General features: G+C 70.6%; 22 protein-coding genes. 9 read left to right on the top strand and 13 right to left on the bottom strand.

Annotation, left to right across the window (positions count from 1 at the left end; genetic code table 11):
• Window positions 1-69: 69 nt before the first annotated feature.
• From ACFOES_RS10550 to ACFOES_RS10525, 6 genes are all read left to right on the top strand, one after another.
• Window positions 70-624, top strand: a complete 555-nt coding sequence (locus ACFOES_RS10550; protein ID WP_377833236.1) for a carboxymuconolactone decarboxylase family protein — start codon at window positions 70-72, stop codon at window positions 622-624.
• A gap of 73 nt (window positions 625-697) precedes the next feature.
• Window positions 698-1069 carry a DUF1348 family protein gene (locus ACFOES_RS10545; protein ID WP_377833235.1) on the top strand — a complete coding sequence of 124 codons (372 nt, stop codon included), beginning with the start codon at window positions 698-700 and terminating at the stop codon, window positions 1067-1069.
• Between the two features lie 18 nt (window positions 1070-1087).
• Window positions 1088-1990 carry a pyridoxamine 5'-phosphate oxidase family protein gene (locus tag ACFOES_RS10540; protein ID WP_377833234.1) on the top strand — a complete coding sequence of 301 codons (903 nt, stop codon included), beginning with the start codon at window positions 1088-1090 and terminating at the stop codon, window positions 1988-1990.
• Window positions 1991-2245: 255 nt separating this feature from the next.
• Window positions 2246-2623 (top strand): COG4315 family predicted lipoprotein, encoded by a 378-nt coding sequence (locus tag ACFOES_RS10535; protein ID WP_377833233.1) that lies wholly within the window; start codon window positions 2246-2248, stop codon window positions 2621-2623.
• 17 nt (window positions 2624-2640) lie between these two features.
• Complete coding sequence (locus ACFOES_RS10530; RefSeq protein ID WP_377833232.1) at window positions 2641-3144, top strand: sigma-70 family RNA polymerase sigma factor; 504 nt, start codon at window positions 2641-2643, stop codon at window positions 3142-3144.
• On the top strand, window positions 3141-3902 hold the full coding sequence (locus tag ACFOES_RS10525) for an anti-sigma factor family protein (RefSeq protein ID WP_377833231.1): 762 nt from the start codon (window positions 3141-3143) through the stop codon (window positions 3900-3902). Before ACFOES_RS10530 ends, ACFOES_RS10525 begins: the two co-directional genes overlap by 4 nt.
• Before the next feature lie 356 nt (window positions 3903-4258).
• Here ACFOES_RS10525 and ACFOES_RS10520 read toward each other — a convergent pair whose 3' ends face one another.
• From ACFOES_RS10520 to ACFOES_RS10485, 8 genes are all read right to left on the bottom strand, one after another.
• Window positions 4259-7333, bottom strand: coding sequence for a molybdopterin dinucleotide binding domain-containing protein (locus ACFOES_RS10520; RefSeq protein WP_377833230.1), 3075 nt, complete (start codon window positions 7331-7333; stop codon window positions 4259-4261).
• 11 nt (window positions 7334-7344) lie between these two features.
• Entirely contained in the window at window positions 7345-8484 is a 1140-nt protein-coding gene (gene nrfD, locus ACFOES_RS10515) for an NrfD/PsrC family molybdoenzyme membrane anchor subunit (protein WP_377833229.1), read from the bottom strand.
• Window positions 8484-9269 (bottom strand): sulfate reduction electron transfer complex DsrMKJOP subunit DsrO, encoded by a 786-nt coding sequence (gene dsrO / locus ACFOES_RS10510; protein ID WP_377833228.1) that lies wholly within the window; start codon window positions 9267-9269, stop codon window positions 8484-8486. The genes nrfD and dsrO overlap by 1 nt, the downstream gene beginning before the upstream one ends.
• A 107-nt stretch (window positions 9270-9376) precedes the next feature.
• Complete coding sequence (locus tag ACFOES_RS10505; RefSeq protein ID WP_377833227.1) at window positions 9377-9997, bottom strand: response regulator transcription factor; 621 nt, start codon at window positions 9995-9997, stop codon at window positions 9377-9379.
• Window positions 9994-11760: a sensor histidine kinase gene (locus tag ACFOES_RS10500; protein ID WP_377833226.1), complete on the bottom strand. Its 1767-nt coding sequence runs from the start codon at window positions 11758-11760 to the stop codon at window positions 9994-9996. The genes ACFOES_RS10505 and ACFOES_RS10500 overlap by 4 nt, the downstream gene beginning before the upstream one ends.
• Before the next feature lie 307 nt (window positions 11761-12067).
• Window positions 12068-14482: a xanthine dehydrogenase family protein molybdopterin-binding subunit gene (locus tag ACFOES_RS10495; protein WP_377833225.1), complete on the bottom strand. Its 2415-nt coding sequence runs from the start codon at window positions 14480-14482 to the stop codon at window positions 12068-12070.
• Window positions 14475-15530, bottom strand: coding sequence for an FAD binding domain-containing protein (locus ACFOES_RS10490; RefSeq protein WP_377833224.1), 1056 nt, complete (start codon window positions 15528-15530; stop codon window positions 14475-14477). The genes ACFOES_RS10495 and ACFOES_RS10490 overlap by 8 nt, the downstream gene beginning before the upstream one ends.
• Entirely contained in the window at window positions 15527-16021 is a 495-nt protein-coding gene (locus ACFOES_RS10485) for a (2Fe-2S)-binding protein (RefSeq protein ID WP_377833222.1), read from the bottom strand. The genes ACFOES_RS10490 and ACFOES_RS10485 overlap by 4 nt, the downstream gene beginning before the upstream one ends.
• Before the next feature lie 191 nt (window positions 16022-16212).
• Here ACFOES_RS10485 and ACFOES_RS10480 point away from each other — a divergent pair, with 191 nt between their 5' ends.
• On the top strand, window positions 16213-16803 hold the full coding sequence (locus ACFOES_RS10480; RefSeq protein ID WP_377833221.1) for a TetR/AcrR family transcriptional regulator: 591 nt from the start codon (window positions 16213-16215) through the stop codon (window positions 16801-16803).
• Between the two features lie 98 nt (window positions 16804-16901).
• On the opposite strand, the gene ACFOES_RS10475 is transcribed toward ACFOES_RS10480, so the two are convergent.
• From ACFOES_RS10475 to ACFOES_RS10460, 4 genes are all read right to left on the bottom strand, one after another.
• A complete protein-coding gene (locus ACFOES_RS10475; protein WP_377833220.1) occupies window positions 16902-17900 on the bottom strand; it encodes an Ldh family oxidoreductase in 999 nt (332 codons plus the stop codon).
• A gap of 58 nt (window positions 17901-17958) precedes the next feature.
• The gene (locus tag ACFOES_RS10470; RefSeq protein ID WP_377833219.1) at window positions 17959-18672 is read right to left on the bottom strand and encodes a DUF3726 domain-containing protein; all 714 of its coding nucleotides are present in this window, start codon (window positions 18670-18672) and stop codon (window positions 17959-17961) included.
• Window positions 18669-20345 (bottom strand): hypothetical protein, encoded by a 1677-nt coding sequence (locus ACFOES_RS10465; RefSeq protein WP_377833218.1) that lies wholly within the window; start codon window positions 20343-20345, stop codon window positions 18669-18671. The genes ACFOES_RS10470 and ACFOES_RS10465 overlap by 4 nt, the downstream gene beginning before the upstream one ends.
• Before the next feature lie 70 nt (window positions 20346-20415).
• A complete protein-coding gene (locus ACFOES_RS10460; protein ID WP_377833217.1) occupies window positions 20416-21408 on the bottom strand; it encodes a membrane dipeptidase in 993 nt (330 codons plus the stop codon).
• 182 nt (window positions 21409-21590) lie between these two features.
• On the opposite strand from ACFOES_RS10460, the gene ACFOES_RS10455 reads away from it, so the two are divergent.
• On the top strand, window positions 21591-22457 hold the full coding sequence (locus ACFOES_RS10455) for a LysR family transcriptional regulator (RefSeq protein ID WP_377833216.1): 867 nt from the start codon (window positions 21591-21593) through the stop codon (window positions 22455-22457).
• Window positions 22458-22520: 63 nt separating this feature from the next.
• On the opposite strand, the gene ACFOES_RS10450 is transcribed toward ACFOES_RS10455, so the two are convergent.
• On the bottom strand, window positions 22521-22934 hold the full coding sequence (locus tag ACFOES_RS10450) for a MarR family winged helix-turn-helix transcriptional regulator (RefSeq protein ID WP_377833215.1): 414 nt from the start codon (window positions 22932-22934) through the stop codon (window positions 22521-22523).
• 173 nt (window positions 22935-23107) lie between these two features.
• Here ACFOES_RS10450 and ACFOES_RS10445 point away from each other — a divergent pair, with 173 nt between their 5' ends.
• Entirely contained in the window at window positions 23108-25036 is a 1929-nt protein-coding gene (locus tag ACFOES_RS10445) for an FAD-dependent monooxygenase (protein ID WP_377833214.1), read from the top strand.
• The last annotated feature ends 182 nt before the right edge of the window (window positions 25037-25218 follow it).

Genomic DNA, 25218 nt, shown 5'->3' with positions numbered 1-25218 from the left:
ATTACTGTCTGCCATCAATCAATGAAAGCACCTAACTCCGGCTGACACAGCAAGCAAAGGAGCTTTCACATGCCCCGCATCCCCTATCCGGCCGACATTGCCACCGCGCCCGAAGCCTCGCAGCCGCTGCTGCAGGCGGTCGAGAAACAGCTCGGATCGGTCCCGAACCTGTTCCGCCTCGCCGGCGTCAGCCCGGCCGCGCTGGAAGGCTATCTCGGCCTGTTCGGCGCCCTCGGCAAAGGCCGGCTGCCGGCCGCCACCCGCGAACGGGTCGCGCTTGCCGTGGCGCAGGCGAACGGCTGCAGCTACTGCCTTTCCGCCCACAGCTACCTCGGCAAGACCCTGGCCAATCTCGACGAGACCGAGATCGCGGCCAACCGCCTGGGCCGTTCGAACGATGCCAGGGCGGATGCCGCCTTGCGCTTCGCCGTCGAGGTGCTGAACGCGCGCGGTCGCGTCGCCGACGACAACCTGCGCGCGATCCGCGATGCCGGCTACGACGACGGCCAGATCATCGAGATCGTGCAGCATGTCGCGCTGAACATCTGGACCAACTACCTGAACGAGCTGGCCGGCACCGAGATCGACTTTCCGGCGGTCGATGCCGGCGATCTCGCCGCCTGACCAACCGCGCGGCGGCCGGGGATTTTCCCGGCCGCCGCGCCTTTTCCATGCCCGAGACGGAAAGGATACGCCGATGCGCCGCCCCCCGCTTCCCCCGTTCACCGAAGACAGCGCCCGGCAAAAGGCCCGCCTGGCCGAGGATGGCTGGAACTCCCGCGATCCGGCCGGGGTGGCGCTGGCTCCTATGCCGGACAGCCGCTGGCGCGACCGCGTCGAGTTCCCGGTGGGCCGGGCCGAGATCGAGCCGGTGCTGCAAGGCCGTGGCTTCCTGGCCGCTGCGGCCGTCACCATCGCCGACATCGCGGGTTACAGCTATATCGCCCATGCCCCCGAGGGCGAGGGCAGCCTCGAAGCCTACCCGGCGATAGGCGCCTGGCTGGCCCGGATCGGGGCGCAGCCGGGCTGTGTCGGCATGGCCCCTTCGCCGCTCCCCGAAGACAGCTGAAGCGGAAGGGCGGATGTCATGACCCGGAGCGACGAGATCTTTCACGACGGCGAACGCGCGGTGCAGGACCGCGCCGGGGTTCCGCAAGACTGGCGCGACCGGGCGGCGCGCGCCATCCGCCCGGCCATGCCCGCGCAGCACCAGAGGTTCGTCGAGAACCTGCCGCTGCTGTTTCTCGGCCTGCAGGACGGGCAGGGCCGGCCATGGGCCAGCGTCAGCCCCCTTGCCGCCGGCGCGAGGGCGACAGCCGCCCAGCTGTCGCTCGACGGTCTCCCGGTTCTTGCCGACAGGCTCGGACTCGACCTGCGGCCGGGCGCCAGGGCGGCGGTGCTCGGGCTCGACTTCGCGACCCGACGGCGGAATCGCGTGAACGGCACCATCGCCGCCGCGACCGGGGAGGCCCTGACCATCGCCGTCGAACAGAGCTACGGCAACTGCCCGAAATACATCCGCCGCCGCGATATCCGGCTGCCTGCCGGGGCGCTGCCGGCTGCCGCTGCCACCCGCATTGCAGCCGACGATGCGGCCGCGCGCCGGATCATCCTGTCCGCGGACACGTTCTTCATCGCAACCTGCGCCCGGGGCGGGGCGGATGTTTCCCATCGCGGCGGGCCGCCCGGGGTCCTGCGGCCGAATGCGGACGGCGCGCTCTGCTTTCCGGACTATGCCGGCAACCGCTACTTCAACACGCTCGGCAATATCACGGCCAGCGGTCGCGCCGGGCTGTTGATTCCGGATTTCGCCAGTGGCGCCGCGATCCTGTTGACGGGCCGGGCCCGGATCAACTGGTCTGCGGCCCGAACCGCAGAGGTGGACGGCGCCGAGCGTATCGTCGAGATACGGCCGGATGAGATCTGGCACGCCAGAGGGGTCTTTCCAGGCGGCGCCTTCACCGGTGCAGCCGTACGCGGCAAGTCATGACCTGCCGCGGCGCGCCGCGCCGGCATCGCAGAGCGTCCCGGCGCGGCCAGCGGCAAGCCCGGGCGTCCCGCCCGCGAACAAGGGCGGCGTTGCATCTCTCGCCCCGGTTCCTGCGATGCGCAGCAGCCTTCGAAGAGGCGCGCACCCGATGGGGCAGCTTTTTCTCCCGCCGCGGGATTAATTGCCTGCGCCGCGCGTCATTGATGTCGGGTCTGGTCGAAACCGGCCCGCGACAGCAACCAAGGAGCCCGCATCATGACCTTCCGCCGCCTGATCCTTCCGCTCGCCGTGGCGATCGCCCTTCCTGCCGCTCTGTCCGCCGCGCCGGCGATGGACGGCAAGAGCCAAAAGGGCACGATCCTCACCGACAGTCACGGCATGTCCCTCTACACATTCGTCAAGGACAAGGAGGCGCGCTCGGCCTGCAACGGCGACTGCGCCGTCAAATGGCCTCCGCTCGCCGCCAAGGCGGGCGACAGGCCCGAGGGCCATTTCGGCATCATCGCTCGCGACGATGGCTCGCTGCAATGGACCTACAAGGGCAAGCCGCTCTACACTTGGTTCAAGGACAAGACGTCCGGCGATGTCACGGGCGACGGCGTCAAGGGCGTCTGGCACCTCGCCCGGCCCTGAACGGGAGCCGAGACGACATGAAAATCCTGGACGAGATCGAGGCCGCGATCCCCGCCCTGCGCCGCTATGCCGGGGCGCTGGTCCGGGATCGCGACGCGGCCGATGACCTTGTCCAGGACTGCCTGGAGCGCGCGGTGGCGCGGCGCGGCGACTGGCGCGGCCAGGGGCCGGTCCGTGCCTGGCTGTTCCGCATCCTCCTCAACCGTCACCGCGACCTTCGGCGGGCCGCCCCCCGGCCGGGCCATCTGGTTCCGGTCGAGGGGCTGTTTCCGGAGCCCTCCGCCCCGCCGCCGCAGGACGGGCATCTTGCCCTGACCGAGGTGCGTGCGGCGATGGAGCGCCTGCCCGAGGAACAGCGTCAGGCGCTCTTGCTGGTGGTGCTGGAAGGCCTCAGTTTCGAGGCGGCGGCGGAGGCGCTGGAGATCCCCAAGGGCACGCTGATGTCGCGGCTGGCGCGGGCGCGGGCCAACCTGCGCGCCCTGACCGGCCGCGAGGCCAAGACGAAAGGCAGGAGCCGATGACCCCGTTGAGCGATGAAGAACTGCTGGCCTATCACGCGGGTGCCCTGTCCGAAGCCGAACAGGCACAGGTCGCGGCGCGGCTGGCCGAGGACCCGGCGGCGCAGGTCAGGCTGGCCGACTGGGCCGAACAGGACGCGGCGCTGGCTGCCGCCTACGGCCCGGTGGCCGAAGAGCCGGTGCCCGCGCGCCTGAGCGCCGTGATTGCCGGCGCCCGGAGGCCCGGGCGCGGGGCAGGGGGCGCCTATCTTCGCATCGCCGCCGCCGTCGCGCTGCTGGCGATCGGCGCCGGCGGCGGCTGGCTGGCGCGCGGCCCCGGCGCGCCGCTGCCCGGGCACAGCCTCGCCCAGGCCGCGGCCGACGCCTACCGCACCTATGCCGTCGAGGTCGTCCACCCGGTCGAGGTGCGGGCCAGCGATGCCGACCACCTGACCGGCTGGATCTCGAAACGCCTCGGCCATCCGATCCACGCCCCGGCCTTCGACAAGCTCGGCTACCGGCTGATGGGCGGGCGGGTGCTGCCCGGCGACACCGGCGCGGCGGCGCTGTTCATGTATGAAAACGACGCCGGGCGGCGTGTCACCCTCTATGTCGCGCCGCAGGGGACCAAGGGCGACGACACCGCCTTCCGCTTCTTCAGCAAGGGACAGGATCAGGGGTTCTGGTGGACCGACGGCCCCTTCGGCTACGCCCTGGTCGGCGACATCCGCCGCGAGGATCTGCGCCGCATCGCCACCGCTGCCTATGACCAGTTGACCTGATCTCGCGGCATCGAAACATCGCGACGCCGCACCGCGGATGAAGGCCCGCTATCGCGAAGTCGCAGCGCGGCGCCCCTCACCCGGCTGATCGGCGCCGTGCCGGTCAAGCGGCAGGGCGCATGGCAGAGCGCGCGCCGCCACGCGATGGCCGAGACCTTCGCCCGGATCGCACGCGGGAGAGGGCCCCACTCCCGGCGCAAGCACGCAAACCGCCTGCTGGTGAGCTGCGGCCCTCCGGGACATCACGCCGGCTTGACGGAGGTGACCGCCGGCACCGGAGATCGTGGCTCTCCGGCGCCTTCCGGCGGCACGGCGCCCGGGCATGGCGGCAACCGCCGCCCGACGGGCGCCGATGTCTAGCCGATCCGCTCGATACGCGCCGGCAGCCCCTGGCGCACTGCGGTGCCCGAGACGGGATCGACCCAGACCCCGGCCTTGCCGCGTGTCGGGTCGATCATGCCGAGGTCGTTCAACAGCACGCCGCTGGCCAGGCGCGGGTCGGCGGGCCAGGTCTGGCCGTCGATGGTGATGGCGCGCGCGCCGAAGCCGCGGTGACCGAAGCCGTGCTCGATCGCCACCGTGTCCGGTGCCACGCCATCGCGCACCACGGCGACGCTTTCCAGCGTGCCGCCCGGGGTGGTCAGGCGCACCCGGTCGCCGTTTTTGATGCCGTGTTTCGCGGCCAGCTCCAGCCCGACATTCACGGGATTGATGGCGGCGATGCGCAGGAGCGCCTTGGCGCCGACCGAATAGGAATTCTGCAGCGGCGACTTGAAGCTGGTGATCTTCACCGGCCAGTCGGCCTCGGGGTAATGGTCGCTGACCCTGGTGCCATCCGCGAACTCCGCCGCCCGCCAGGCCGGGCAGCCGGGCAGGTGGCGTCCGGTGGTGGCGTGGCGGAAACTGCCGAGCCCCTCGTTCCAGACCAGCATCGGCTGGCTGAACTGATGCGTCGCCTCGTCGCCCGAATAGGCGCGCTCGATATTCTCGTAGCGCCCGCCCTTGGCATAGATCGTCGCCGCCTTGCGCCATTCCCCGGGTTTCAGCACCGCCTTCAGGTCGTCGGCGATCCGCGCCACGTTCGAGAGCGCGATGTCCTCGTCCGTCGCGTCCGACACCGGCGTGCCCAGCATGGCCACGTTGGCCGCGCCGCGGATATAGAAATCCTCGGCCCGGTTGAGCGGGTGGAGCTTGCCGTCGGCATCCGGGATCGCCCTGTCGCCGAACCCCGGCAGGCCCATCTTCTTGGCGGTGGCGATCAGGAAGGTCTCCATGCCGACGCGCTCGCTCTCGGCGTTCTTCTCCATCTTCGGCTCGATCACCGGCCAGCGCGCGGTGGTCGCCTTGGTCCAGACCCCGCCCCAGGGCTTGGCGAAGCCCCAGGTCTCGTACATCACCGAATCCGGCACGATGTAGTCGGCGATCTGCGAGCTCTCGTTGATGAAGGGGTCGATCGAGATGATCAGCGGCACCACCTTCGGGTCCTTGATCTTGTCGACCAGATGGGCGACGCCCGGCACGCCGTAGATCGGGTTGGTGTTGCGGAAGATCAGCGCCTCGGCCCGGTAGGGATAGCCGTTGACCAGCGACGACATCCATTCGGTCGCGAGCCCCGGCGCGTTCGGATACCACGGGCCATCGGCCGGGAAGGGCTTGCCGGCGGCCTTCTTGGTCTTGAACTCGGTGGTCTTCTCGTAGGGCACGTTGCGTCCGAAGGGCAGGCCCTTGGCCTTCACCATGCCCGGGAACTTGGCCAGATCGTAGGCCGGGCCCTTGTTGTCGGGGAACCAGCCCCCGGCGATCATCGTGCCGCCCTTCCAGTTCAGGTTGCCGATCAGCGTGTTCAGCATCACCAGCGCATAGGCATTGTAGAAGCCCGAGCCGCCCATCATGCCGCCATGGCTGTTGACCGCGGCCTTGCGGCCGTGGCTGGTGAACTCCTTCGCCAACCCGATCAGGGTCTCTTCGGGGATGCCGCAGACGGCCGCATAGTCCGCGATCGTCTGGCGCATCGCCTCTTCGCGCAGCAGGGTGAGCGCAGTCTTCACCGCGACCGGCCCCTGCGCCGTCTCGGCGATGCCGTCGAAGAAGAGCGGCGCGGGCGTGGCCGCCGCCGGCACCGGGCCGGCATCGGAGGCGACCATGTAGGGGTCGGCATCCGAATGGGCCTCGCCCGCGCTCTCCAGCCCGATGTCCGAGCCGCGCAGGCAATGGCCGTAGCGCGGGTGATCGGGCTCGACGATCACCAGGTGGGTGGCGTTCGACCAGTTCGCCTCGCCCGCCGCCTTGGCTGCAGCCGCGCTCGGCTGCGCCAGGTAAGCGTGGTCGATGCGGTCGTTCTCGAACATCCAGCGCATCATCGCCATCGCCATCGCGCCATCGGTGGCGGGCTTGATCGGCAGCCATTTCGAGCGTTCGCCCGAGGGTCCGTTCTGCGCATTGTTGAGGATCGGGTCGACCACGACATAGCTCAGCTTCTCGTCGCTCCGGGCCTTGGCGATGAGCGTGCCGACCCGCTTGAACGGGTTGCCCGCATTCCCGGGCGCGGTGCCGGCGAAGATGATGAACTCGGCGTTCAGGAAATCCGGCTTGGCATGGGGCATCTTCTTGAAATCGCCGAACATCGCGCCCGATCCCGAGCGGTAGGCGCCGCCGCAATAGCTGCCGTGGCGGGTGAAGTTGTTCGAGCCGTAGCTCTGCTTGAGCCAGCGCAGCGCGAAATTGTCGCGGCCGTCGTCGACGCAGTTCATCCACACCAGCCGGTTGGCGCGGGGCCCGAATTCGGGCGCGCCGGGAACGGCCGGGGTCTCGAGGTCGCGGATCTCGCGCAGGCCGGCGACGCGGCCCTCGCCGAAGAGGTCACCGCCCTCGACCACCTCCTCGACCAATTGCTCGAACGAGATCGTCTGCCACTTGCCCGAGCCGCGCGGCCCGACCCGTTTCAGCGGGCGCAGTACCCGGCGCGGGTTGTCGACCTGCTGCAGCACCGCGTTGCCGCGGCCGCAGGCGGTCGAACGGTTCGTCAGCCCGTTGCCCTTGCCTCCCTGCGCCATGGCCGCGAAGCTTTCGGCGACCGAGCTTTCATAGGGGATGAAGGGATCGGTCGACATCGGCGAATAGGGGTTGCCGGTGACGCGCAGCACGCGGTTCGCCTTCTTGTCGACACGCACGCGGACGCCGCACATCGTGGTGCAGCCGATGCACATCGTGTAGCTCATCGCCTGGTCGGGGTTCGGCGTCACATCGCCGGTCAGCGGATCGACGTTGTATTCGGCGGGCAGGGAATTGCCGGTGACATGGGCGTTGCGCGGCACCTCGCCGGACCATTTGCCCTTGGCGATCTTCTTCACGGTGCCGGCGTAGCCCACGCCGAAGGTGGCCAATGCTCCGGTCGCGACGGCGCCCTTGAGGATGTTGCGGCGGGTGGACATGGGAATTCTCCTCAGATGGCGCGCGAGGGCGTTGCGGGCGGCGTTGCGGGCGGCGTGGTGGGGGCGGCGCGGCGGGGACCGCCAGGCGGGCCGGCCTCGCTCCAGGGCATGAAGGTGGTGTAGGCGATGATCAGGAAGAGCCAGAGGCCGAAGGTGCCGATCACCCCCATCAGCCCGGCGATCCCCGTCGGCACCAGCGCGTCATAGAGGCCCGAGCCGATCTTGGGCACCGCCTGCCCGCCCATGAACACGGTCCAGCGGAACATCCACGCGGCATGGATCGCGATGAGCCCGGTCAGCCATCCCGTGCCCACCGGCACCAGCAGCGCGAGGAGGAAGGGTATGGCGATGGCAAGCCCGCCCCAGATCGCGATGTGGTGCCAGACCGGGAAGCCCGCGACCGAGGCCAGCGCCCGGGCATGGACCGGCGACAGGCCCGAGAGCGCGAGGCCGAACCAGACGATCCCGAGCAGGCCGACGACGCCAAGGGCCGCGGCGAGTTCGAGGTTGAGCCGCAGCTCGAGCTTCTCCTGGCGCGCCAGCACGCGTTCGAGAACCAGCATCACCCCCAGCGCGCCGACAAAGCCGGTGGCGGCGAATTGCAGCGGCAGCAGGGGGGTGTTCCACAGCGGCCGGGCGCGGACGATCATCACCTCCATACCCGTGTAGGTGAGGATCCCCAGCGCCGCGAGGCCAGCGATCAGCCCGAGCGGGCGGGCGAATCCGTTCGCCCCGCCGCCGAGCGAAAGCCAGCGGAAGAGCCAGGCGAAGCGCCAGTTCTCCTGTCCCATGGCGTGCAGCGCGGGCCGGTGCAGCGCCCAGGCGAAGGCGATCGTCGCGCCGACATAGAGCGGCACGATCCACGCCCCCCAGGCCATCCAGGACGTGTGGTGGGTATAGGCGTAGAACTCCCAGAAACGGAACGGCTGGTGCAGGTCGGCCAGCAGCGCGATCGGCGCGGTGATGCCGGTGGTCACCGCCACCATCAGCGCGAGGCGCGCCCGCGGCAATCCGCCCTCGTGGCCCAGCAGGAAGGCGGGCAGCGACATCAGCAGCGCCGTGGTCGAGATCGCGATCAGGAAGAAATATTGCACCGCCCAGGGCAGCCAGGCTGCTTCGTGCACGGCTCCGACGAGTTCGTGGATCTGCATCACAGCCCCTCCTCGTGATGGGTTTCGGTGGTCAGTGGCGGGTGATAGGCGGCCTCGCCGGCGACACGGCCGGAAAGCGCCTCGTCAAGCCCGATGTAATAGACGTTCGGATTGGTGTGCATCTCGGGGCGCAACACCGAGACCTCGTTCTCCCGCAGCAGGCGCGCGACCTCGCTTTGCGGGTCGTTCAGGTCACCGAAGTTGCGCGCGCCGCCGACGCAGGTCTCGACACAGGCGGGCAACAGGCCCTCCTGCGTGCGGTGGTAGCAGAAGGTGCATTTGTCGGCGGTCTGGGTCTCGTGGTTGATGAAGCGCGCGTCATAGGGGCAGGCCTGCACGCAATAGGCACAGCCGACACAGCGGCTGGCATCGACCAGGACCTCGCCGTTCTCGGCCTTGAAGGTGGCCTCGACCGGGCAGACCGGCACGCAGGGCGGGTTGTCGCAATGGTTGCAGAGGCGCGGCAGCATCACCATCGCCGGGTCGCGCCGGTCCTTGAGCACCTCGTAGACGCTCACATGGGTGCGGAAGGCATCCTCCGGCACGTCGTTTTCCATGATGCATGCGACGGTGCAGGCCTGGCAGCCGATGCATTTGCGCAGATCGACCACCATGCCCCAATGCACGGTATGGCCGTCCTTCGTCTTGACGGCGCTGCGGGGGCCCCCGGTGGCGATGCCGGGTGCGGCAGCCTCGGCGGCCTCTGCCGTTCCGGCGATCGAGGCCGCGGCGCCGATGGTCACCCGGCCGATCGCGCCAAGAAAGCCACGGCGGTTCGTGTCCATGGGCTGTTCCTTTCCTTGTCGGTCAGCCCGAGGGATACGCCTGTCGCCGCGTCGGCGGAATCGGAGGAAACCCGGGGGAACTAGGGGTTTGCCCTAGGGGCGGGCCGCTAGGCCTCCGCCCATCCCCCTTCGATCAGCATCCGCACCAGATCGGCCGCGCCGGTCGCGCCCATCTTGTCCATCACATTGTGGCGGTGGATCTCGACCGTCTTGAGGCTGATGCCCAGCTCGGCCGCGATCTGCTTGTTCTGCCGGCCGGCCAGCACCGCCCGCGCCACCTCGGCCTCGCGCGGGGTGAGGGAGGCAAGCCGCGCCGCCAGCGCGTTGCGCCCCGCCGCCGCGGCCTGGCGCTGGTCGTATAGTTCGAGCGCGGAGCGGATGCGCTCGACCAGCGCCATGCCGTTCACCGGCTTCTCGAAGAAGTCGAGCGCACCGGCCTGGATCGCCCGCACCGCCATCGGCACGTCGCCGTGGCCGGTGATCATGATGACCGGCAGCGGGCAGCCGCGGCGCGTCAGCTCGTCGAGCAGTTCCAGCCCGGTCATCCCCGGCATCCGCATATCGGCGAGGATGCAGCCGCGCTGGTTGTCGTCGAGCTTGGCCAGCAGATCGGCGGCCGAGCCATGGGGCGCGACCTCGAGCCCGAGCGAACCGAGCATGAAGCCCAGCCCCTCGCGCGCCGCGCGGTCGTCGTCGACCACATGGATCACCGCCTCGTCGCCGCTCATGCGCCCTCCCTCACCGGTAGCCAGACCTTGACCAGCAACCCCGCCCCGTCAGCCGGGGTCTCGGCCCGCAACCAGCCCTCATGCGCCTCGACGATCGAGCGCGAGAGCGACAGGCCGAGGCCGATCCCCTCGGGTTTCGTCGTATAGAAGGCTTCGGCGAAATGCGCCATGCCCTCGGGGGCGAGGCCGGGGCCGTGATCGCGCACCGAAAGGCAGAGGCCGGGGCCGTGCGCCGGGTCGGTCTCGGCGGCGGCGCGGATCTCGATGCGCCGATCCTCGGGCGCGGTCTGCGCCATCGCGTCGACCGCGTTCTGCACCAGGTTCAGCACCACCTGCTGGAGCTGCACCCGGTCGGCAAAGACCTGCGGCAGGTCCTCGGCCAGCTGCATCTCGACCGCGACCCCGGCGCGGTGGGTGGTCACCTCGAAAAGCGCCGCCGTCTCTTCCATCAGGGCCGCCATGTCGACTGCCGCCCGCTGGCTCTCGCGCTTGCGGACGAAGGCGCGGATGCGCTTGATGACGGTCGCGGCGCGCTCGGCCTGCTGCGCGATCTCCTCCGAGGCACGCTCCATGTCGGCGGGCGTGCAGTTGCCCGCGCGCAGGCGCAGCAGGCTGCCCTGGGCATAGCCGGCAATGGCGGCGAGCGGCTGGTTCAGCTCATGCGCGATCGACGAGGCCATCTCGCCCAGGATCGAGAGCCGCGCGACATGCTCCAATTCGCGCCGGTGCAGCCGGTCGGCCTCTTCGGCGCGCAAGCGGTCGGCCATTTCGCGCTTGAGCCCGGCATTGGCGGCGTTCAACGCCTGGGTCCGGCGCCGCACCAATGTCTCGATCCGCACCGAATAGAGCGCCCAGAACACCAGCGCGATCGCCAGCGCGACCAGCCAGTCGCGGTAATCGTGGACGAATTCCGAGATCGAGACCGGACCGGTGCGGGCATAGGGGCCGATCCTGAGCTCGCGCATCACCTCGTGCACGGGCTGGTAGTCCAGCGGCACGGTCCAGAAATTGCCGGTCTGCATTCCGAGAAGCGCGATCGCCACTTTCTTGGCCAGCGCGGGCGAGGTTCCCCGCGCCTTGGCGAAGGGCCAGCCGGGGTAGACCGGGCTCGAGACGGCGCAGCCGCGCGCCTTCTCGGGGCGCAGGGCGAAAGCGTGGAGCGTGGCGAAGCGCGCCGGCTCCGACGCCTTCAGCCCTTCCAGCATGCAGGCGCGCAGCACCGCCGCATCGGCGCGCCCGTCCAGCACCGCCTCGGCGGCACGGTGCATCGGCGTGCCGGTGATGACCAGCCGGACCCGATCCTTGAGCCCGGGATCGGCCCGGTTCATCTCGGCCCAGATGGCCTGAAAGCCACCGAAGGCCTCGGGCGAGACCACGGCAAGGCGCTTGCCGGCAAGGTCGCCGAGCGTCTTCATCCCGCCCGTGGTGACGAGGGTCGAGGCCACGGGCGTATCCTCATCGGCGGTGGCGATGCGGCTGATGTGGTTGCGGAATTCGAGGACCGCGTAATCGCCGGGATTGGTGATGACGAAATCGAGCCGGTCCGCCGTCAGCTCACGCTCCAGCCCGGCGAGATCGAGCGGCACGAGGGTGAAACGATATGCCGGCAAGGCAGCGTCGAGCGCGGCCGCGGTCGCCTGCCAGTGAGCGAGCGAATGCTCCTCGCCGGCATAGTCGAGCACCCCGATCCGCAACGGCTCGGCCGCCATGACCGAGGGCACGAGGGCCAGCCCCAGCGCCGCGGCCGCGGCAAGTGTTCGCAAAGACCGGAAGGCTATGGGCATTTCCCCCCCTGTGGGGCGTTCGGGATCGAAGGCACGTCGTCTGCGGCGGGCCCGGGCATGGCTGTTGTCGGGCAGGAGCAAATCGCCGCCGGGCCCGGACCCTCAGGACTATCGCGCCGATCCCGGCGATGCACCAGACCCACGCTTCGTCATGCCGCAGGGCCGCCGTCGTTTCCGTCGAGACCGGCGTGGCGCGAACCGGCCTCGGGGAAGTTCCGCCGCAGCGACGGAAACGGAACCGGGCGCCGGTTCCGGCCGAGCGGCGTGGCGCCGCTGCGTGCGGGGCTCAGGAAAGCCCCGCCAGTTCCTCGAGCCGCACCGGGTAGCGCCGCACCCGGACGCCCGTCGCGTGCCAGATCGCGTTGGCGATGGCGCCGGCGGTGCCGGAGATGCCGATCTCGCCCACGCCCTTGACCCCGAGCGGGTTCACGTGAGGGTCGTCCTCGTGGATCAGCAGCACCCTGGCCGACGGGATGTCGGCATTGACCGGTACGTGGTACTCGCCGAAATCCGCGTTCAGGATGCGGCCGCTGCGCGGATCGGTCTCGGCCCCTTCGTGCAGCGCGAAGGAGGCCCCCCAGATCATGCCGCCGAGCAACTGGCTCTCGGCCATGCGCGGGTTGATGATCCGTCCGGCCGCGAAGGCGCCGACGAGGCGCGAGACCCGGATCTGGCCCAGTTCGGGGTCGACCTTGACCTCGGCGAAGACGGCGCCGTGCGATTGCATCGCGTGGGCCTGTGCCGCCGCCGGGTCGCGGCCGCCCTTGCCCTGGCCCGAGAGCGCCTCCCGTCCGGCGCGGGCGAGGATCTCGGCATAGCTTTCGCTGCGGCTGTCGTCGCCGGCGGCATAGAGCCGGCCTCCCCGGGCGACCACCCCTTCGTTGCCGGTGCCGTGCAGCGGCGAGTTCGGGTCGGCGGCGGCGATCTCGGCCAGTTGCCGGATGGTGTCGCCGCCCGCGTTCTCGATCGCCAGCCCCGCCGTCGCTGTATGCCCCGAGCCACCGGCGACGCCGGCGTCGGGCAGGTCCGAGGCGCCGCCGCGCAGCACGACCTGCGCGACGTCGAGCCCCAAGGCGTCGGCCGCGATCTGGGCGAAGGCGGTCCAGGCGCCCTGGCCCATGTCGATCAGGCTGGTCTCGACCAGCGCGGTGCCGTCGGCGCGCAGCGTGGCCCGGGCCTCGGCGGCGAACATCGGGCAGGGGAAGGTCGCGGTACCCATGCCCCAACCGACCAGCATGCCGGCATCGTCGCGCATCTGGCGGGCGGTGCGCGGCCGGCCGGCCCAGCCGAAGGCCCGCGCCCCCTCGGCATAGCATTCGCGCAGCGCCTTCGAGGAATAGGGCAGGCCGGACATCGGGTCGGTCTCGGCATAATTCGCCAGCCGGAAGTCGAGCGGGTCCATGTCGGCGGCCTCGGCGGCGATGTCCATCGCCACCTCGAGCGCGGCCGAGCCCGAGGCCTCGCCCGGGGCCCGCATCGCGCCGGGCATGCCGACATCGTTGCGCACGCCGTCATGCGTGGTCGAGATCGCCGGGCTGGCATAGGTCATCCGCGACGGCGCCGAGGCGCCCTCGATGAACTCGTCGAAGCTGGCGGTGACGGCGCGGGTGTGATGCGACAGCGCCGTCAGCTTGCCGGTGCCGTCGAGGCCGAGCTTGAGCCATTGCCGGGTCTGGCCGCGATGGCCGACCGGGCCGAACATCTGGCGCCGGGTCAGGGCCAGCTTCACCGGCCGTCCGAGCGTCCGTGCCGCCAGCGCCGTCAGGATCTGTGGGCCGTTGATCACCGCCTTGGAACCGAAGCCGCCGCCGAGGAAGGGGCAGCGGATCAGCACATTCTCCGCCGGGATGCCGAACCAGTTGGCGAAACCGGCGCTGGCCAGCACCGGCGCCTGGTTGGGCATGTCGAGCGTCAGCCGGTCGCCGTCCCACTGGGCGACGAGGGCATGGGGCTCCATCGCGTTGTGATATTGCGCCGGGGTGTCGCAGACGGTCTCGACCCGCTGCGCGGCGGCGGACAGCCCGGCCGCGACATCGCCCTTCTCGATCTTCGGCGGCATGCCGAAACCGACGCCGCCGATCTCGTAGGGCTCCAGCTCGATGCCCGTGCGCGGCGGCTCGGCCTCGTAGCGCGGGGCCAGCAGACGGGCGCCCTCGCTTGCCGCCTCGAGCGTCTCGGCGACGACCAGCGCGATCGGCTGGCCGGCATAGCGCACGCTATCGTCCTGCAGCACCTCGACGCGGATCGAGAACATGCTGGGCTTGTCGTCCGGATCCTGCGCCAGCGGCGGCCGGTTGGCCGGGGTCAGCACCTCGACGCGGATCGAGAACATGCTGGGCTTGTCGTCCGGATCCTGCGCCAGCGGCGGCCGGTTGGCCGGGGTCAGCACCTCGACGCGGATCGAGAACATGCTGGGCTTGTCGTCCGGATCCTGCGCCAGCGGCGGCCGGTTGGCCGGGGTCAGCACCTCGACGACGCCGGGATGGGCCTTGGCCGCGGCGACGTCGAGCCGGGTGACGCGGCCGCGGGCGATGGTGGCCGGGACGTAGACGGCGTGCAGCAGGCCCTCGGGATGGTTGTCGGCGGCATAGGTGGCGCGGCCGGTGACCTTGAGGAGGCCGTCCTGCCGGGTCAGCGGCTGGCCGGCATTCGAGCCCATGCGCTGGGGCAGGGCGGCGGGAAGCGGGGTGACGTCAGGCATGGGCGTGGTCTCCCAGGTGGGCATGGACAGAGCCGGGCAGGGCGGGCACGCGGTCGGGCGCGCCGTGGGCGGCATGGCTCAGGGCGCGGCTCACGAGCCGCTGGGCAAGGCCGATCTTGAAGCCGTTGCCGCCGACGGGCCGGGCGCCTTCCAGCGCCGCCTCGGCGGCCTTGCTGAAGGCATCGGCCCCGGGGCGGGCGCCGCGCAGGGCCGCTTCCGCCGCCTCGGCGCGCCATGGCTTGGCGGCGACGCCGCCGAGGGCGAGCCGGGCCTCGGCGATCACCCCGTCCTCGATCCGCAGCATAGCGGCGGCCGAGACCAGCGCGAAGGCATAGGAGGTGCGGTCGCGCAGCTTGAGGTAACGGGCGTGGTGGCGGAACCCGGCGGCCGTGGCCGGCAGATGCAGGGCGGTGACGATCTCGCCTTGCCGCAACGCCGTGCGGATCTCGGGCCTGTCGCCGGGCAGGGCGTGGAAATCCGCGAGCGGCACGCGGCGGCTCCCGTCTTCGCCCGCGATCTCGACCGTGGCGTCGAGCGCGGCGAGGGGAACGCAGAAATCCGACGGGTGGGTGGCGAGGCAGTGCTCGGACGCCCCCAGCACCGCGAAGCCGCGCCCGTGCAGCCCCTGCGCGGCGCAGCCGCTGCCGGCCTCGCGCCGGTTGCAGGAACTTGTCGGGTCGGCGAAGAACGGGCAGCGGGTTTCCTGCATCAGGTTGCCACCCGCCGTCGCCGCGTTGCGCAGCTGGCCGGAGGCGCCGGAGAGCAGCGCCTCGGCCATCGCCGGGAAGGTCCGGGCGACGTCGAGATCGTGGGCCAGATCGGCATTGCGGACCAGCGCGCCGATGCGCAGCCCGCCATCGTCCTGCCATTCGATCCGGTCGATCCCCGGCAGGCGCGAGATGTCGACGATCCGGTCGGGCGTGGCCGCGCCGGTCTTCATCAGGTCGAGCAGGTTGGTGCCGCCGGCAAGATAGGCGCTGCCGGGCCTCGCGCCCTCGGCCAGCGCCTCCTCCAGGCTCGCGGGGCGGAGATAGTCGAAGCGTTTCATGCCTGTTTCCTTTCGCCCTCGGCCGCGTCCTCGCTCGCTGCCAGCACCGCCCGGGTGATGCCGGCATAGGCGGCGCAGCGGCACAGGTTGCCGCTCATGCCCTCGCGGATGCGCTCGGGATCGGTGCCGGCCTGGCCCTCGGCGATCAGGCCGACGGCGCTCATGATCTGGCCCGGGGTGCAGTAGCCGCATTGCATCCCGTCATGGGCGATGAAGGCGGCCTGGACCGGGTGCAGCGCGTCGCCCTGCGACAGGCCCTCGATCGTGGTGATCTCGGCGCCGTCATGGCTCAGCGCCAGGGCGAGGCAGGAATTGATCCGGCGGCCGTCGACGAGGATGGTGCAGGCGCCGCACTGGCCGCGGTCGCAGCCCTTCTTGGTGCCGGTCAGATGCAGCCGCTCGCGCAGCAGGTCGAGCAGGGTGACGCGCGGATCGTCGAGCGTGACCTCCTGCACCGTGCCATTTATGGTGAGGGTGATTATATCGGACATGTCTGGCTCCGATCGCTGGGAGATGTCGGAAAGGTCCCGGCGGGCCGTGCCGTCGCGGAAAGGGGCGGCCGGGTCGTCGCAGGGAAAGGGTCGCTGGTATTGGGGTTGTCGCGTGGCTCTGTTATACGGAGGATGCCTCCGCTTTGCAAGAGGGGGCGTTTCGCGCCCGTTTCGCGCTGTCTGGAAAGGATGTGACGGAGAAGATGGGGCAGGAGAGTGCCAAGGCAAGCCGCAAGCCGCGGGCCGATTCGCTGCGCAACCGCGAGAAGCTGCTGGCGGCGGCGGCCGAGATCTTCCGCGACGGCGGTCCCGAGGCCAGCCTCGACGCGGTGGCGCGGCGCGCCGGCGTCGGCATCGGTACGCTCTATCGCCATTTCCCGACCCGCGATGCGCTGTTCGAGGCGGTCTATCGCCGCGATGTCGATCAGCTGGCCGATCTGGCCGAAGAGCTGGCGGCGGCGGAGGACCCGGTCGCGGCGCTGCGCGACTGGCTGCACCGGGGCGTCGACGTGGTGGCGACCAAGAAGGGGATGCTGGCGACGCTGGCGCTGGCGACCGAGGGCAAGCAGGAGCTTTTCGCCTATACGACGGGGCGGATGTACGCGGCGGCGGGGATGCTGCTCGACCGGGCCGTGGCGGCGGGCGCGCTGCGCAGCGACGTCGCGGCCGAGGACGTGTTGCGCGCGCTGGTCGGCCTGTGCTCGATGCGCGACCAGCCCGACTGGCGCCAATCGGTGACGCGGCTGCTGGACATCTTCGTCGACGGGTTGAAGCGGCGCTGAAGCCTGTGCTCCAGCCCGGCCGCGTCAGCCGTGCGAGACCGCGCGCCGCCACACTCGGGCAACCTCCGCGACCAAGTTAACCGACTGAAAAGCAACAGCTAGGCCCGCTCCGGCCCGGCGCCGCCCTCGGCAAGTTCCCGGACAAGGGCCCAGAGCGTCGGCGCGACCGTGACGGAGGCCGGCGTTTCGCGCCGGCTGCCGGGGATGCGGACGGCGGGATCGTCGGCGATGGCATCGGCGACGCGGCGGATGCGGTCGGCCAGGGCGGCGGCCTGGCCGGCAGGGTCGATGAGGATGTAGAACTGGCCGAGATCGTGCGGCGGCCCGGTCTCTGCCTTCAGGCCGCGGACGTCGAGCGAATTCACCGACCCGGTCATGCCGGCGGCGAGGAACTCCGCCAGCAGACCCAGCGCCCAGCCCTTGTAGCCCGCCGCGCTCACCAGCGATCCCGCCAGCGCCTCGGCCGGGTCGGTCGTCGCCTTGCCGTCCCGATCGACGGCCCAGCCCAGCGGGATCGCCTCGCCCGCCGCCTTGGCCATGGTGATCTTGCCAAGCGCCACGGCCGCCGTGGAGAAATCGGCATGCAGCGCGGGGCCGTCCGGTCCGGGCAGGGTGAAGGCGATCGGGTTGGTGCCGATCACCCGCGTCTTGCCGCCCGGTCCGGCGACGATGGCCGAGGCATTGGTGACGCCGATGCCGATGAGGCCGGCCGCGGCGATCTGCTCGGTGAAGAAGCCGAGCGAGGTGCAGGTATGGGAATGGCAGATGGCGAGGCGGGCGATGCCGCAATGCCGTGCCGCCGCGACCGCCTCGGGCAGCCCGCGCGAGAAGGCGGGCTGCGCGAAGCCGAAGCGCGCGTCGACGTTCACTTCGCCGGGTCGGGGCCGGGCGACCTGCGGCTCGACCCGGCCATCGACCCGGCCCGAGACGAGCTGGCGGCAGTAGCTTTCGAGGTAGTAGAGGCCGCAGATCACGTTGCCGGTCTCTTCGGCACGGGCGACGGCGCGGGCGACTTCTCCGGCCTGCCAGACGCCGGCGCCATGCGCGGTCAGGGCCCGGGCGGTCATCGTCTCGATCTCGGCGATCTCTATCTGCATCGTGCTGCTCCCCTTTGTCTGCACGTCCCGCTCGGGTGCCTGATTGCCTGCCTGGCCTTCAGTCGTTGTCGCTCGTTCCACCGCCGGCATCGGCGCGTGAACGGTCGGAGGGCGGGACGGTGGTTCGCATCGCCAGGGCGTCGAGCCGGGCCAGCGTCTCGCGGCCGCAGCCCGGCGTCCCCTGCGCCGCGGGCCGACCGGGCGGGGCGGTGCCGGGCGACAGCACCAGCGTGCCCTCGGCCAGCGCCGCCAAGTGCTCGATGTCGCCCGAGATCGCGCCGTCCCCGTCGAGGGTCAGCGACCCGGTGCCCCAGTCCACGCCGACCGGCCGAGCCGTCCGCGCCGCGCTTGCGGCCAGGAAGGGCAGCACGACGAGCGGTCGGCAGACCGGGCCGACGGTCAGCCCGCCGTCCAGGCGGCCCTCGGGCAGCTCGCAATGGTCGAGCAGGGCCGCGCCCAGGGCGACGGGGCAGAGCGGGCCGGGACCCGCCGGGCGCCACCGTCCCGGCGTCACAACCGGGCACAGCGCCCGCCATGGTTTTCCGCTCCCGGCCGCGAGAACCGCCAGCAGGGCCGCGGCGCCGTCGAGACCGTGGGCCGACAGCCAGCCGGCGGCAAAGCCCGCCTCCTCGGCATGGCCCCAGCTCATCCCGGCGCCGCGCGCGGCCTTGAGGCACAGTGCCTCGAGCTCGTTGCGCGACAGGCGCACCCGGCCGGGCGGGTCGGACAGCGACGACCCCGACCGGAGCGGATCGTCGGGCTCGGCCCTCATGTCTGCGCCTCCAGCGGCCGGTCGAGCGGATAGGGCGCGCCCTGGAACAGGCTGATGCGCACCCACTTGTCTGAGCGCGGGTCGAAATGGCTGGCCCCGAAGAAGGCCAGCTTGCAGCGCATCAGGTCGATGGGCAGCATCTCGGCCCCGATCAGGTTGTCGCGGACTTCGGCATAGGGGTGGCGGTCCGCGATCTGGGCGCGGCGGAGCATGAAGCGATGCGCGGGCCGGGCCAGCAGGAAGGCGGCGACGGTGGCGTCGTCCGGCCAGTCCCGCAGATCGGTGTGCAGCGCCTGTGCCAGCCGCGCGGTGCAGAGCGGCTGTTCCCGGTCCGCGCCGGCGTCGGTGGCGCGCGCGCCGAGCCGGGGTTCCAGCTTCTCCTCGGACACGTACCAGAACCGGGCCCGGTTCTCGGGCCGGTCGAAGTCGATCGCCAGCGCCCAGTCGTAACGCGCTTTCAGGATCGCCCGCAGGCAGCCGACGGACATGGCGCCGTCGAGGGGGAAGGCGGCGGCCTCGTCCGCACTCATCGTCGCGGCGAGGTCGTCGACCAGGGCGCCATGCGGCTCGATCACCAGCGCCAGCAGCAGCGCCTGCCCTTCCGGGCTCAGCGCCGCCTCGCCCCAGCGCCAGAGCGCGTCCCACGGCCGCTCTGCCGGGCCGGGGAAGGTTTCCAGCCGGGCGCCGATGCGGTCGAGGTCGGCCCGCAGCTCGGCCAGCCTGCCGATCTGCAGCGGATGCTCCGAGTGCCAGCCGGCGACGGTGGCGCGGGCCGCGGCAAAGGCGGCGGTCAGCCGGTCGACGGCCTCGGGCGTCGCGCCGGGCAGGGCGCGGACACGGGCCAGTGCCGTCTCCCGCGCTTCCATCCAGTTGTTCAGCAGCACCGGGTGGCGCACGAGGAACGGCGCCATGCCGAGGCCGGTGGAGTTGCCCACGCCGAGGTCCCGCTTGAGCCCGGGGGCCAGCCGCACCGCTGCGCCGCCGCCCCGGGCCGCCGCGAGATGCTCGACCATGTCGACGGTGAACTGCCGCGTCAGCCAGACCGACAGCATCTCGGCCTGGAATGGCGCGGCCAGCTCGGGCCGCCCGGCGATGTCGCGCCGGTCGGCGGCGCCGAACTTGCCCGAGCCGTAGACCGCCGTCGTCCGCATCAGGTAGCCGACGGCCTCGATCTCGGCGCGATCCGGCTGGCGGCCGGCGGCGAGGTTGTCGACGACATGGGACCAGAGCCGGACCGAGCGGTTGGCGCGGCTGAGCGACAGTTCCCGGGCGCTGACCCGACCGGCTTCCTGCAGCGGCACGTTGGCCTGCAGGCGGTCGAGATCGGCGGCGGAGGGCGTGCCGTCGAACAGCGCGAAAGTCGCGTCCCAGGCGGTGGCGATGACCCGGTCCGAGCGCCTCTCGTCCGGCAGGTCGTGGGCAAAGGCGACCAGGCTGTAGCTCCGTTCCGGCCCGATGGCGCGGTAGACGGCGCGGCCGACGCCCTGCGCGTCGACCTCCCAGAGCGGCCGGTCGAAGCGCCAGTCCCCGGCCGTCATCCGCCGCAGCATCACGCGCAGGAACGACAGCCGCGTCGGGTGGGCCGCCCCCATCCGCGCCAGCCGCATGACATTCTCGGGCGGGCGGGGGGCGACCGGTCGGGCCCCGGGGGCCGTGTGCTCTGCGCTCTGCATCCTGCGATCCGCCCTCTTGCGTGGGGAAAGTAAGCGCCGGGCGGAAGTCTAGCCCGCCCGGCGCGCCCTGTCAGGTCCGGCCGGGCGCGGCCGCGCCGAAGCCGGTCTCGAAAAAGCGCAGCCAGTTGCCGCCCATCACGGCCGCGACCTCGGCCGCGTCCATGCCGGTGGCGCGCAACCCCTCGGCGATGCGGCCGAAATCGCGGTTGTCGGCGAACCAGTCCGGCATCGGTGGAAAGCCGGGGGCGTCGGCGCTGCCCTCGCCGTAATCCGGCGCCTTGGTCCAGCGCCCGACGCGCATCCATTCGACGACGCTGTCGGGCTGGTCCTGGCACAGGTCGGTGCCGATGCCGACCCGCTCGATCCCCATCAGATCGGCGGTGCGCGCGATCATCTCGCAATAGCCCTGCAGGCGGCAGGCGCTGCCGCCCTTCAGGTGATGCGGGTAGACCGAGAAGCCCAGCATGCCGCCGCTCCCGGCCAGCGCGCGCAGCACGGTGTCGGACTTGTTGCGCCGCGCGGGGTGCCAGCGGGCCGGGTTGGCATGGGTGATCGCGATCGGGCGGCTGGACTGCTCGATTGCCTCCAGCGTCGAGCGTTCGCCCGAATGGCTCATGTCCACCACCAGCCCGACGCGGTTCATCTCGGCCACCACCGCGCGGCCCATGCGGGTCAGGCCGGTATCGTCGTCCTCGTAACAGCCCGAGGCCAGCAGCGACTGGTTGTTGTAGCTCAGCTGCATGAAGCGCAGGCCCAGCGTGTGCAGCACCTCGACCAGCCCGATATCGTCCTCGATGCAGGACGGGTTCTGCGCGCCGAAGAAGATCGCGGTGCGGCCGGTTTCGCGCGCCCGGGTCACGTCGGCGGCGCTGCGGCCCGGGAAGATCAGTTCGGGGAAGCGTTCGAACCAGCGGTTCCAGCGTTCGATCACCTGAACCGTCTCGCGGAAGGTCTCGTGATAGGTGACGGTGACATGGACCGCGTCCACCCCGCCGGCGCGCATCTGGCGGAAAATCCTTTCCGACCAGTTGGCATATTGCAGCCCGTCGATCAGCGGAGTCATGCCCGCGCTCCCGCCGTGGCCTGGCCGGTCCTGCCGGGACCCGCGCCCTTCCGCCACCGCCCGGCAATACCGGCGCCACTTCGCTGTGCCATCGCAGCCTCCCTCAGGGATGCCCGATCCTAGACAGGGGCAGAAATTTCAATCAATTTGGAAATGTTGAAGAGAAATTCAGGTTTCCTGAAATGGCGATCAAGCTGGAAATGCTGCGTGTCTTTCGCGTCGTCGCGGACCGGGGCGCCTTGGCCGAGGCGGCGGCGATCCTGGGGCGCACGCCCTCCGCCGTCTCGATGACGCTGGCGCAGCTCGAGGCCGATATCGGCGCGCCGCTGTTCGAGACCGAGCGCAAGAACCGGCTGACGAAGCTCGGCGAGCTCGTCCTCGCCGAGGCGGTCCGGGCGACGGATGTCTTCGACAGCAGCACCGAGACGATCCGGCGCCTGACGGCCTCGGTCGCGGGGACGGTGCGGGTCGCCGCGGTGCCGTCGGTCGCCGCCACCCTACTGCCGGGCGCGATTGTGCAGTTCCGCCAGTCCCATCCCGAGGTCCGGCTCGAGATCAGCGACGTCGACAGCGCCTCGGTCCGGCGGCGGGTGCGGCTGGACGAGGCCGATATCGGCATCCTGACGGCGGCCGCGGACGACCCGGGCGACGGGGTCGCGGTGGCGCAGGACGCGCTGGGTATCGTGTATCGCGAAGGGGGGCGGATCGACCGGGCGCTGGCTGAGGGGGAGGCTCGTCCCGGCTGGTCCCTGCTGGGGCTGGAACCGCTGATCGCCAACCCGCTCTGTGCCCTGGTCGCCGATCGCCACGTCGCCGAGAGGCGCGACGCCTGCACCCTGCAGGCGCGCAACACGACGGCCCTGCTTTCCTTCGTCCGGGAAGGGCTCGGCGCGACGATCCTGCCCGAGGGCGTGGCCTCGATCCTCGGCGGGGGGCTCGGCTTCGTGCGTCCCGCCGACCCGACGGTCCGGCGCGCGTTGCGCATGATCTGCAATCCCGGGCGAAAGCTCGGCCCCGCCGCGCAGGATTTCTGGAACGCGCTTGCATAGGGCGGCGCCCGGCCTGCCCGCCACGCCCCTGAGCTGCCTAGCCATGCGGCGGACGTTTGTGCCCTATTCCGCGATCTCTCCGACCGCCTTCCTCGCCAGGCTCAGGAAGGTGGTGCGCTCGTCGGGGGCGAGGGCCGACAGGATTTCGTCCTGAAGCCGCGTGACCACGGGCAGGAGTTCTGCAAAGACCCGCTCGCCCCGGGCGGTCAGGCGGACCGAGCGCGCCCGGCGGTCGTGCCTGGCGATGCTACGCTCGATCAGCCCCTTCTGCTCGAGCCGGTCGATCACCCCGCCGATCGTCGCCCGGTCATAGGCGATCAGCGCCGCCACCCCGGCCTGGTCGATGCCGGGATGGGTGGCGATGGCGTCCATGGCGGCGAATTGGACCTGCGTGAGGTCGAAGCCAGCCTCCTGCACGCGCGTTGCAAAGACCTGTGTCGAGATCTGGTTCAGGCGCCGGATCAGATGTCCGGCCATGCCATGGGCTTTCACTTCAACCTCCGGCGGGTCGCGGAAATGCGATAACTGTAATGGTTATCAGTTAGTTATGCAATATAATATGAATACTTATTTTCTTGTGGGAGCATGATAAGTATAGATATCATTCGGGCGCGGTGCCGATGCCACCCGCTTTGCGAGGAGGAAATGCGATGCAATTCTATCTCGACGGTTTTCGCGGCGGCGATCCCGATCTCAGGCCGGCCGCGCCCTGCCGGCGCGATCGCGGTCCGCACGCGCCTCTGCCCGAGCAGGTGGATGTGCTCATCGCCGGCTGCGGCCCGGCCGGCCTTTGCCTGGCCGCGCAGCTTTCGCAATTCCCCGAGATCGAGACCATGATCGTCGAGCCCAAGCCGGGCCCGATGGAGAAGGGCCAGGCCGATGGCGTCAACACCCGCACGATGGAGATGTTTCAGGCCTTCGGTTTCGCCGAGATGGTGAAGCGCGAGAGTTACTGGGTCAACCAGACCGCCTTCTGGATGCCCGATCCCGACAATCCCGACCACATCCGGCGGGTCGGCCGCGTGCAGGACGTGCCCGATGACAGCTCGGAAATGCCGCATACCCTGCTCAACCAGGCCCGGGTGCACGAGCTCTTCCTCGGGGTGATGCGCAACGCGCCCGCGCGGCTCGAACCCGACTATGGCTGGGCGCTGCAGGACCTGAGCATCGACACCGCGACCGCGGATCACCCGGTCACGGTGACGCTGGTCAATACCGGCGTGAATGCCGGCGCGACGCGGACCCTGCGCGCGAATTACGTCGTCGGTGCGGACGGGGCGCGCTCGGTCGTGCGCAAGGCGATCGGCGGGGAATTGCAGGGCGATGCCGGGCATCAGGCCTGGGGCGTGATGGATATCCTTGCCAATACCGATTTCCCCGATGTGCGCCAGAAATGCCTCGTCGCCTCGGCGCGCGAGGGGAACATCCTGATCCTGCCGCGCGAGGGCGGCTACCTGTTCCGGATGTATGTGGAGCTCGACAAGCTCAATCCCGACGAGCGGGTGTCGAGCCGCAACCTTGGCCGGGAAGACATCATCGCGGCGGCGAACCGGATCATGCGGCCCTACGCGGTCGACGTGAAAGAGGTGGTCTGGTGGTCGATCTACGAGATCGGTCACCGGCTCTCGAACCGGTTCGACGACGTGCCGGCAGAGGAGGCCACGGCCCGCACGCCGCGGGTTTTCACCGTCGGCGATGCCTGCCACACCCACAGCCCGAAGGCGGGGCAGGGGATGAACGTCTCGATGGGGGATGCGTTCAACCTCGGCTGGAAGCTCGCCCATGTGCTGCGCGGCCGCGCCGCGCCAAGCCTGCTGCACAGCTACTCGGCAGAGCGCCGGGCCGAGGCCAAGCGGCTGATCGACACCGATCAGGCATGGGCCCGGATCATGTCGGCGCCGCCCGGGAAAAGCGAACTCGACGGCGCCGGCATGCCGCGGATCCAGAAGCAGTTCATCGAGAACCTCGAGTTCACGCAGGGTCTCGCGGTGCAATACCAGCCTTCCGCCCTGACCGGGGCGCCGACCCATCAGGCGCTGGCCAGCGGGCAGGAGATCGGGCGGCGGTTCCATTCGGCCCCGGTGGTGCGCGTTGCCGATGCGATGCGGATGCAGCTTGGCCATGTCGCCGAAGCCGATGGCCGCTGGCGGCTCTATCTTTTCGCCGGCAGCGGGGACGGCGGCGCGCCCGGCTCGGCACTGCACAGGCTCGCGACCTGGCTCGAGACCGATCCGCAGTCCCCCGTCCTGAGGTTCACGCGGCCCGACGAGGATATCGACGCGGTGATCGACATCCGGGCCGTTTTCCAGCAGAGCTTCGACGCGCTTGCCTGCGAAGGGATGCCGCCGCTGCTCAGGCCAGTGAAAGGCCGGTTGGGATTGCACGATCACGAGAAGGTCTTCTGCGTCGATCACAAGGGGCGGGGCGACATTTTCGACCTGCGCGGGATCGACCGGGAACAGGGCTGCATGATCGTGGTGCGCCCCGATCAATACATCGCCCAGATCCTGCCGCTCGACGGCCGCGCGGAACTGAGCGGATTCTTCGACGGCATCCTGCTGGCGCCGGACCTGGACTGACATTCCCGGCCTCGCGTCGCCAGCAAGAGGTTCACGTCAGCGCATGGTCGCCGGCCTCGCGAACCGCGCGCGGCCCGGCCGCGGCACGCCCGTTGGCAACCGATGCAAGCCCCGCCGGGCGGAAGGACCCGGTTTGCAACCGGTTTGGCTGTTGTTGCCGGGAGACCATGTTGCCGACAGTC

The organism is Acidimangrovimonas pyrenivorans (genome assembly GCF_042643245.1).
Classification (GTDB): domain Bacteria; phylum Pseudomonadota; class Alphaproteobacteria; order Rhodobacterales; family Rhodobacteraceae; genus Acidimangrovimonas; species Acidimangrovimonas pyrenivorans.
Note: the sequence above shows the minus strand (reverse complement) of the source record. Positions and strands in the feature narration are given on the sequence as shown.